Annotated in this window: 2 protein-coding genes and 1 pseudogene; 2 read left to right on the top strand and 1 reads right to left on the bottom strand. The window is 56.1% G+C overall.

Going from position 1 to position 2,191, the window contains the following annotated elements:
• The coding region (locus V6C16_RS11650) for a hypothetical protein (protein WP_333543278.1) at positions 1-181 on the bottom strand (181 nt) is incomplete at its 3' end.
• A 124-nt stretch (positions 182-305) separates the two neighbouring features.
• On the opposite strand from V6C16_RS11650, the gene V6C16_RS11645 reads away from it, so the two are divergent.
• Both V6C16_RS11645 and V6C16_RS11640 read left to right on the top strand, forming a co-directional pair.
• The gene (locus tag V6C16_RS11645; RefSeq protein ID WP_333536841.1) at positions 306-1,445 is read left to right on the top strand and encodes a sigma-54 interaction domain-containing protein; all 1,140 of its coding nucleotides are present in this window, start codon (positions 306-308) and stop codon (positions 1,443-1,445) included.
• 68 nt (positions 1,446-1,513) lie between these two features.
• Positions 1,514-2,191: pseudogene (locus V6C16_RS11640) on the top strand (hypothetical protein); the annotation flags it as partial.

Raw genomic sequence — 2,191 nt, 5'->3', positions numbered from 1 at the left:
GCAGGAGTATATTGCGACCGCAGCGCCACGGGGCGTCAAGCAGCCACAGGGGAACCCTGCTGCTCTTGCCCGCGCCAGGGCTGGCGCTGAGCACAAGCCCGCTGTTCTGCTCAAGGGCGGCAAGCAGTTTTTCTTTTTCCCCGTCCAGGGGGCAGGGAGGCAGGCCTGGCAGAGCGGACATAGCGGAATTTTCGTTCATACGGATACTGGCTGGATAAACGGAATGTCAAAACAGCTTTTTTACTGGTAATCCTTTTCGCGTCAGTGTATTGACACAAGAAAGGATTACTGGTGGAGAAAAATTCATGGCGTTGAATACAGATGGTATCATTGGTCAGAGCACAAGTCTGGCAGAGGTTTTTAAGGTTCTCGGCAAGGTTGCGCCCACCGACAGCACTGTGCTTGTAACCGGCGAATCCGGAACAGGCAAGGAGTTGCTCGTGCGCGCCCTGCACTCAAACAGCAGCCGTGAAGACAGGCCCTTTGTTCCCATCAACTGTGGGGCCATCCCTAAAGAACTGCTTGAAAGCGAACTTTTCGGTCACGAAAAGGGAGCGTTTACCCACGCCATACGTTCCCGGCCGGGCCGCTTTGAACTGGCGGACGGCGGCACCATCTTCCTTGATGAAATAGGTGAAATGGATCTGAGTCTTCAGGTCAAGATTTTGCGCGTGCTCCAGGAAAAAGAGATAGAGCGCGTTGGCGGAAACGGCTGTAAAAAGGTGGACGTGCGTATTGTGGCGGCCACCAACCGCGACCTTGAAGCCGAGGTGGCTGCCGGGCGCTTTCGCGAAGACCTTTACTACCGCCTCAATGTCATCCCTCTGCACCTGCCGCCCCTGCGCGAAAGGGGAGGCGACGTGCTTGTGCTGGCGCGGTATTTTCTGACCCATTTTTGCGGCAAAAAAAAGCGGCCGGTGCTCACGCTTGACGACGACGCGCGCCGTGTGCTTTCTGCCTACACCTGGCCCGGCAATGTGCGTGAGCTTGAAAATTTTATGGAGCGACTGAGCATTCTCGTGGACGGAAATGTGGTGCGCCCGCAGGATTTGCCCGGCAAGATACTTGATCAGGTGGGCGATATTGCATCCCTGCCGGAAGTGGAAGATATTTGTGACGGCACCGGAGATCCGGGCGTGGCCGAAAATACTCTTTCGCCTGAGCATGTTACCAACGCGAATGTTGAAAATGAAAATGAGGCCTCGCCAGCTTCCATCGCGACGCCGAACAATGGGACCATGCGGGAACCGGGCATTTTTGCCTGGCCTGACCTGAGCGTGCTGGAAGCGCAGGGCCTGACCTTGAAGGATTTTCTTGACGCGGTTGAAGGACGCCTGATTGACGAGGCATTGGATAAGGCCCTGGGCGTCAAGAATCAGGCGGCGGAGTTACTGGGTATCAAACGCACGACTCTTATTGAAAAACTCAAAAAGCGTAATGCGTAATGGTACATATGTTGCATAGCGCATGACGGTTCCTGATATTCAACCCTCTTCGCGAAGCGCACGTGAACATGATCTTTTTTACCGGCACAGGCCGTTTTCACTCTTCCGCCCATACCGGCGAAATCTTGCGCATCAGCCGTACTTTCTTTCGGCAGGCTTGTGCACCCATCTTTTTTTTCCTCCTGCTGACCATCGGCATCTTTTGTCCGGCTCCCGCACAAGCGCTCGCCTGGAGCTGGTTTTCCCCGGAAGAAGGGGTTGAAAGGCTTCGCCTGCACCTTGATGCTCCTGCGCAAGGGACTGAAGTGGTTTCTGCTGACGCTCAAAACTTAATTTTTTACATTAATTTTCCCAATGCGGATATGTCGTCTTTGGTGCGGGCCGGTGGCCTGCCTGCCGCAGGGGCGCTTGTCAAAAATGTGGAATCTGCGGGCGGGCGCATACAGGTTCAGCTTTCCGGCCACGCGGCGAGTATTGTTCAACGGTCTGCCCCAGGCAGGCTGGACATAGAATTTTTTGCCGCCGGGCAGTCCCGCGGCACGTTGCCAACCCCCGGCAAAAAAGCTGCCGGGGGATTTTGGAGTTTTCTGTCGCTGCCCGAAGCCCACGCAGCCCAGCCGTCCATCGGGGAACCTGCTGTGCAGGGTGGTCAGGGTGGCGTGGTGGACCGTCAGACGGTGATCGGCAAGGTGAATACCGGCGGGCCGGAAGACTGGCCGGAAAGCAGGGCGTTTTCAACCGTAACG

This window comes from Desulfovibrio sp. 1188_IL3213 (assembly GCF_036763145.1).
In the GTDB taxonomy this organism is placed as follows: domain Bacteria; phylum Desulfobacterota; class Desulfovibrionia; order Desulfovibrionales; family Desulfovibrionaceae; genus Desulfovibrio.
The sequence above is the reverse complement of the archived record's forward strand: the minus strand, read 5'-3'. Positions and strand labels throughout refer to the sequence as shown.